This window comes from Azoarcus sp. TTM-91, assembly GCF_012911025.1.
Lineage (GTDB): Bacteria > Pseudomonadota > Gammaproteobacteria > Burkholderiales > Rhodocyclaceae > Azoarcus.
Genome location: NZ_WUEI01000175.1, coordinates 1 through 6,493, shown reverse-complemented (window position 1 = coordinate 6,493; position 6,493 = coordinate 1). Strand labels below are relative to the sequence as shown.

At 70.1% G+C, this 6,493-nt stretch carries 9 protein-coding genes and 1 pseudogene; 5 read left to right on the top strand and 5 right to left on the bottom strand.

The window, feature by feature from the left end:
- Both GRF61_RS22845 and GRF61_RS22840 read left to right on the top strand, forming a co-directional pair.
- Window positions 1–149: pseudogene (locus tag GRF61_RS22845) on the top strand (3-oxoadipyl-CoA thiolase); the annotation flags it as partial.
- A gap of 76 nt (window positions 150–225) precedes the next feature.
- Complete coding sequence (locus GRF61_RS22840; RefSeq protein WP_169152921.1) at window positions 226–807, top strand: hemerythrin domain-containing protein; 582 nt, start codon at window positions 226–228, stop codon at window positions 805–807.
- Window positions 808–898: 91 nt separating this feature from the next.
- Here the strand turns inward: GRF61_RS22840 and GRF61_RS22835 are convergent, their stop codons facing one another.
- Window positions 899–1,384: a universal stress protein gene (locus tag GRF61_RS22835; protein ID WP_248281411.1), complete on the bottom strand. Its 486-nt coding sequence runs from the start codon at window positions 1,382–1,384 to the stop codon at window positions 899–901.
- Window positions 1,381–2,118 carry a TerC family protein gene (locus GRF61_RS22830; protein WP_169152920.1) on the bottom strand — a complete coding sequence of 246 codons (738 nt, stop codon included), beginning with the start codon at window positions 2,116–2,118 and terminating at the stop codon, window positions 1,381–1,383. The genes GRF61_RS22835 and GRF61_RS22830 overlap by 4 nt, the downstream gene beginning before the upstream one ends.
- A gap of 424 nt (window positions 2,119–2,542) precedes the next feature.
- On the opposite strand from GRF61_RS22830, the gene GRF61_RS22825 reads away from it, so the two are divergent.
- Window positions 2,543–2,836 carry a hypothetical protein gene (locus GRF61_RS22825; RefSeq protein WP_169152914.1) on the top strand — a complete coding sequence of 98 codons (294 nt, stop codon included), beginning with the start codon at window positions 2,543–2,545 and terminating at the stop codon, window positions 2,834–2,836.
- 199 nt (window positions 2,837–3,035) lie between these two features.
- Entirely contained in the window at window positions 3,036–3,737 is a 702-nt protein-coding gene (locus tag GRF61_RS22820; protein WP_169152919.1) for a Crp/Fnr family transcriptional regulator, read from the top strand.
- Between the two features lie 10 nt (window positions 3,738–3,747).
- On the opposite strand, the gene GRF61_RS22815 is transcribed toward GRF61_RS22820, so the two are convergent.
- Genes GRF61_RS22815 through GRF61_RS22805 form a run of 3 tightly spaced genes read right to left on the bottom strand, consistent with a single transcriptional unit; the run spans window position 3,748 to window position 5,805 of the window.
- Complete coding sequence (locus GRF61_RS22815; protein ID WP_169152918.1) at window positions 3,748–5,034, bottom strand: hypothetical protein; 1,287 nt, start codon at window positions 5,032–5,034, stop codon at window positions 3,748–3,750.
- A gap of 44 nt (window positions 5,035–5,078) precedes the next feature.
- Complete coding sequence (locus tag GRF61_RS22810; protein ID WP_169152917.1) at window positions 5,079–5,348, bottom strand: DUF2249 domain-containing protein; 270 nt, start codon at window positions 5,346–5,348, stop codon at window positions 5,079–5,081.
- Window positions 5,341–5,805 (bottom strand): hemerythrin domain-containing protein, encoded by a 465-nt coding sequence (locus GRF61_RS22805; RefSeq protein ID WP_169152916.1) that lies wholly within the window; start codon window positions 5,803–5,805, stop codon window positions 5,341–5,343. The genes GRF61_RS22810 and GRF61_RS22805 overlap by 8 nt, the downstream gene beginning before the upstream one ends.
- A gap of 319 nt (window positions 5,806–6,124) precedes the next feature.
- Between GRF61_RS22805 and GRF61_RS22800 the strand changes: the two genes are divergently transcribed.
- Complete coding sequence (locus tag GRF61_RS22800) at window positions 6,125–6,370, top strand: DUF3079 domain-containing protein (RefSeq protein WP_169152915.1); 246 nt, start codon at window positions 6,125–6,127, stop codon at window positions 6,368–6,370.
- Window positions 6,371–6,493 lie beyond the last annotated feature (123 nt).

Genomic DNA, 6,493 nt, shown 5'->3' with positions numbered 1-6,493 from the left:
TCTCGCTGGGCCACCCGCTGGGCGCCTCCGGCGCCCGCCTGGTGCTCACCGCGATGCGCCAGCTGGAGGCGACCGGCGGCCGCTATGCGCTGTGCACCATGTGCATCGGCGTGGGGCAGGGCATCGCCATCGCCATAGAGCGGATCTGAAACCCTGCGCACGCAGGGGATAACATGAGAAGGCGGCCACCGCCGCCCACACCAGAAGAGAACAAGGAGACGAACCGTGAGGCCGGAAGCCATCCAGATCATCAAGGACGAACACCTCGCCATCAGCGCGGTGCTGTATTCCCTGCGCTACCTCGTCAAGGAGATGCGCAAGGGTTCGGCGCCCAACTTTCCGCTGCTCAAGGCCATCCTGGACTACATCGTGTCCTACCCGGACCGCTGGCATCACCCGAAAGAGGACAAATACCTCTTCGCCGCGGTGCGCCGCCGCACCCGCGAGGCAGACAAGCTGATCGAACGCCTGGAGCGGGAGCACAGCCTGGGCTACCCGATGGTGGAGGAGCTGAAGCGCGACCTGATCGCCTTCCAGAACGGCGACCCCGAGGCGCGCGAGCGCTTCTACGCCACCGCCGACCGCTATGCCGAGCTGGAGTGGGAGCATCTGCACACCGAGGAAGAGGTGTTCATGCCCATCGCCGAGCGGGTGCTCACCGCCGAGGACTGGGCGGAGATCCACACCGCCTTCCGCGAGAACGACAACCCGCTGTTCGGCATCAAGCCGAAGGAAGAAGCGGAATCGCTGTACCAGAAGATCCTGTCGCTGGCGCCGGCGCCCATGGGCTTCGGCCCGGCGGCCTGAGCATCGCCGGCGGCATCGGTTCGCAAGAACCGGGGCCGCCGGCGCAGGTGCAATGTGCAAACACGAGCGCGGCCGGCCTCCGCCGCCCGCCTCAGCGGGCGATGGTCACCGGAATGGACGAGGTGCGCGCCACCTCGGTCGCCACCGAACCCAGCAGCAGGCGGCCGATGCCGCCACGGCCGCGGCTGGCGAGCAGGATGGAATGGAAGCCGCCCTCGACGGCGAAGCGGACGATGGTTTCCGCGGTGTGCCCGATGGCGATGTGCGTCTTGCACGCCACGCCGGCCGCCTCCAACTGCTCCCGCGCGGGCTTGAGCGCCGCCAGGCCCTCTTCCCGGTAATAGTGCTGCAACTCCTCATGGGAGACGAACAGCCGCGCATGGCCGGAATCCACCGGAATCTGCACGTTCAGCACATGGACCTCCGCGCGCAGGCCGGCGCCGGTCAGGCGCAGCAGATGGGCGACCGCGCGCTCGCCGCCTTCGGAGCCATCCACCGCCAGCAACACCTTCACGCTCGCGGGCTGGGTCGCCACCACGCCACCGGCGGTGCCGCCCTCTTCGCTCATTCCGCTCATTTCGCCCCCCTCCCCTTGTCGTCCGCCTCCAGGTCCAGCTCCACCAGCGGGCCGGGCACCGCGCGGCTCGCCAGCCACTTGCCCAGGCCCACCACCAGCACCGCGCCTATGGCGGCCGTCACATAGTGCAGCCAGCCCGGCGCGCCGGACAGCAGGGGCTCCAGGATCACGTCGCCCACCAGCATGGTGCCGGCGATCCAGCCCAGCAACGCCGCACCCAGCGTGATCACGATGGGGAAGCGGTCCATCAGGTGCAGCACCAGCTTGCTGCCCCAGACGATGATGGGAATGCTGACGACGATGCCGAACACCACCAGCGACATGTCGCCATGCGCCGCGCCGGCCACCGCGATCACGTTGTCCAGGCTCATCACCGCGTCGGCCACCACCACCGTCTTGATCGCGCCCAGCAGATGGGTGCTGCCCTCGATGCTGCCGTGCTCGTCCTCATCCTCCGGCTGCATCAGCTTCACCCCTATCCAGGCCAGCAGCAGCGCGCCCACCAGCTTGAGGAAGGGCATCGCCAGCAGCTTCACCGCGAAGAAGATGAGCACGATGCGCAGCACGATGGCGCCCAGCACTCCCCAGAAGATGCCCTTGTTGCGCTGGGATTCCGGCAAGCGCCGGCAGGCGAGCGCGATCACCACCGCGTTGTCGCCACCGAGCAGGATGTCGATGGCGATGACCTGGGCCACCGAAACCCAGAACGTCGGCTCGAGAAGAAACTCCGGCATTGATCTTCCTTGGTCAGGACGGCGGCCTTCGCGGCCCGCCGCAGGGTGGCGCCGGCACACGCCGCCGCCAAACGAAAACCCGCGCCGGGCGCGGGTTGCAGCCCGCGGCGGAACACTGCTGCCGGCCGCGGATCAGGGCTGCGAGTCTAGCACCCGGCGTGCACCGCCGGAACCCGCGCCGCGCGGCGGAAACGGCGTCGACAAAGCCACAAACGCATCAGGGTTGTCTGATAAACCCTGACGCTTCGGCCGCGCACGCCTCGCCCGCACGCCGCATCCAGGCGCGCGAAAAGCCTCTCCGCTACTCGCGGCATGGACCTTGCGGAAAGCGGCCGCCGCGCAACGGCACCTTCCCCGCGAGGGGCGCGCCGCCGCCGGTGCAGCACCCACTACAACATCAATCACTTCAAGAAAGAGTACCTACATGCAATTCAGCAAGAAGATGGCCGCGTTCGCCCGCCTTTCCCTCCTGCTCGTTTCCGGCAGCAGCATCGCCGGCCCGGACTGGGGCGCCATCGAGCGCGCCCGTACCGCCGCCAAGCAGACCGCCGCCAGCGAAGCCGCTGCCGGCACCACCGCCGCGGCCGCGGCCGACAGCGTGCGCAAGGTCAGCCACGGCCCGCGCGCCGTCGCGCTGCCCGGCGTCGCCAAGGCCCAGGCGGCCACCCAGGTCGCCGAGGAAGTCCGCCCGCAGCCGGTCCAGACCGCCACCCGCTGAGGCCGGCCGGCGGCGCGTCCGCCGCCGCCATCGCCAGGCCCCCGAGCGGGGGCCTTTTGTTTTCTCCGCCCGCGGCCTTCTGTCCACGCTCTGCCCTGCGCTTGCAATCGACAGGCCCGCCCCGCGCTGGCCAGCCAGGCAGCCCGCTTTGCCCATGGGCTAGAATCGACGGCTACATCACATAACAGGCTGAACAACGATGGCCGGAGAACTCCCCACCGCCCCCCCTGCCCTGATCGCCCAACTGCGCCAGGTGCCCCTGTTCTCGGAACTCGCCGACGAAGACATCGCCCGCATCGCCCGCCAGAGCCGCGAACGCACGCTGGCCCGCGGCGAGGTGCTGTTCCAGCGCGGCGACACCCCGCGCGGCTTCTTCTGCGTGCTGCGCGGCCAGGTGAAGCTGGCCTTCTCCTCCGCCCAGGGCAACGAGAAAGTGGTGGAAGTGATAGGCGCCGGGCAGAGCTTCGGCGAGGCGGTGATGTTCATGGAGCGGCCCTACCCGGTGTTCGCCGAGGCGCTGGTCGACAGCACCCTGCTCGCCATCGGCCATGACGCCATCCTCGGCCAGCTGGACGACGACCCGCGCTTCGCCCGCAAGCTGCTCGCCGGCCTCTCCATCCGCCTGCACAGCCTGGTGCGCGACGTCGAGACCTACACCCTGCGCTCCAGCACCCAGCGGGTGATCGGCTACCTGCTGCAGCAGACGCCGGAGGACGTGGACAGCGGCGAGTGCCGCATCGACCTGCCGACCAGCAAGCAGGTGATCGCCTCGCGCCTCAACCTCACCCCGGAAACCCTGTCGCGCATCTTCCACGACCTCGCCGACAGCGGCCTCATCACCGTCGCCGGCCGCCACATCACCCTGCACGACCTGCGCCGCCTGCGGGCGCACGAAGGCTGAGCGGGCCGGCTCAGGACAGCGCCACCGCCGGTACCTGCTCCACCGCCAGGTAAGCCCGCAGCGCGCCGGCCAGGTTCACCAGCAGCAAACCGCCGGAGGCCGCCAGCAGCAGGCCGCCCGCCATCGCCGCCGGCGGCCACAGCGTGGCCAGCAGCAGCGCCAGCAGGTTGGCCAGGTGCAGGCGGTAGTGCAGCAACTGGCGCGCCTCGGTGACCAGGCGGGTCATCGCCGGCGGGCGGCTCACCTTGCGCCGCAGGTGCAGCCACAGGATGAAGGGCACGATCTTGTAGAGCATGCCCAGCATCACCGACAGGAATACACCGGCCAGCGCCAGCACGCCCAGCGGCAAGCCCAGGCCGGTATCCGGCGCGAGGCCGGTGGCGCTGGCGGCGAGCAGCCCCGCCGCCAGCGTCAGCGCCAGCATCGCCAACCGCCAGAAGCGGAAGCAGGCATCGGTGATCTTGCGCCGGCGGCGGCGTTGCAACGTCAGCGTGGCCCAGGCGAAGGCGGCGGCGGCCAGCGCCAGGCCGATGGCCAGCAGCCGCTCCGCCCAGCCGCCGCCCCAGCCGGCCGGCGTCGCCATCACCAGTGAACCGGTGGTGAGCACCGCGCCTATGGCCGCCGGCAGACCGCGGGTGAACAGGGTGGGATAAGACGGCGTCAGCAGGAACATCGGCACCACCAGCCAGGCGACCGCCGCCAGCAGCAGGCCGGCCCAGCCGCCCAGCCCCCAAGCTTGGTGCAGGGTGGATAGCACCATCCAGCGGCCACCGAGGTCGCCGCTGCGCACCAGCGCCAGCGCCACGCCCAGGCCGACGGTGACGACCAGCGCCAGCATCGCCCCGCGCAGCCCCCACACGGTGGCGCCCAGCGCCGGCGTGCGCCACAGGCCGACGGAAACGCCCAGCACCAGCGCCGCCACAGCCAGCCCGAGCAGGCCGGCAGCGAGGTGAAAGAACTGCGCGTCGCTCCACAGGAAGGCGCAGGCCAGCGCCGCGCCGCCAGCACTCAAGGCCAGATGCACCAGCCCGGCGAGCAGGCGCGGCTGCGCCACGTTGGCGCCGGCGGCCACCGGCAGCACCTGGAACAGCGCGCCCAGCATGATCTGCAGCATGGTGCCGGCGGTGAGCAGATGAGTGGCCGCCAGCGCCTCCGGCGTCCACCGGCTGGCGAACACCGCCTCGCCGCGCAGCGCCAGCAGCAGGCCGGCGGCGAGGGCGAACAGCGGCGCGGTGAAGAAGAAGCGCAGCGGCACCGACAGCGGCGGCGCCTGCTCGAAGGAAAGTTCGGCGGCCATCGGCCTGCCTCCCGCGGGGAATGCGGTCGCCGTGGCGGCCGCGCTTAGTGGCCGGCGTGCCGGATGTGGACGATGAAACGGCCGTCGTCCTCGATGTACTCGGTGCGGTAGGCGTAGCCGTTGGTGTTCAGTATCCGGTAGAGCGGGAAGGGCTCGCGGTTGAGCCACAGCTGCAACTCCTCGCCGCGTTCGAGGAAATCCAGCGCTTCCAGGGTGCGCTCCATCGGCTCCGGCGGAACCATGTCGCGCGCGTCTATCACCCGGGGCGCGCCGGCAGCCTCGCCCGCCGCCCCCTCCCCTGCCCGCTCAGCCATGAGCCACCTCCATCAAAGCCTGCTCAACCTCCCCCATCAGCTGGTTGAAGGCCACTTCGTCGCCACCCAGTATCCGGTCGCACATCGGATAGAGGATGTTCTCCTCTTTCATGTTGTGTTGCTGCAGCAGGATGAGCAAGGTTTCGGCGGCATCGGCGAAGGCGATGGCGTTGCGGCCAGCCAGCGCCTCGTCCAGCCAGCCCAGCAGCTCGCGCATCTCCTCATGCTCGGCGCGCATCACCCGGGTGGGGCCGGCGGTGTTGCCAGTGCTGGCCTCGAAGGCGGGGAAGATGCGCTCCTCCTCGACCGCCAGGTGGCCGAGCAGGTCGGCGCGGAAGCGGGCCAGGCTGGCGGCGCAGGCGCTCCAGTCGCCGCGGTGGGCATCGGCCTCGGCGGTGGCGAAGGCCTCGTCGCAGTGGCCATGGTGGTGCTGCATGAAGTGGGTCAGGCGGTCCATTCGGGCTCTCTCCGGGGTAGCAGATGAAGCCGGATTGTTTGCGCCGCAGCCGGGCCGCTCCTTGACCCCAATCAAGTCCCAAAAATCGTTTGCCATGCGGCAAGCACCTGTGGCGCCGGCCTGGCTCACTTGATCTGGATCATGGAGCGCGCCCGGGAAGCGGCCGGATAATCCGCCCATCCCTTCACCGGGCCACGGCGCTCGCCTCCTCACGCGATCCGGACAATCGCTCGGGCGCCCACGCTTCCTCCTCCGAGCGGCCCGGCGAGGGGATATCCGTTTCCTACCTGCGTTACCCGGCGTAAAAGCGCCTGCGATCATGGCCAAGAAATTCCCCCTGAACCCCAAGCACCCCGAGCGCATCTGCTGGGGCTGCGACAAGTACTGCCCCACCACCTCGCTGGGCTGCGGCAACGGCTCCGGCCGCACCCAGCACCCGGCGGAGCTGCTGGGAGAAGACTGGTACCTCTACGGCGACTGGGGCCTGACGCCTGACGAGAAGGGCAACGCCGTCGAAGATGTGTCCGCCGAGGACGCCTCCACCCACATGGCCGCCACGCACTGAGGCCGGCCGCGCCCCGCTGCCTTCACCCCAGCCGCCACCCGCACGGCTGAAACCCGCCCGCGGCAACTCCGCCACACCCGCCGACCGCCCAGCAGCGCCCGCCTCTCTCACGCCCCCCTCTCC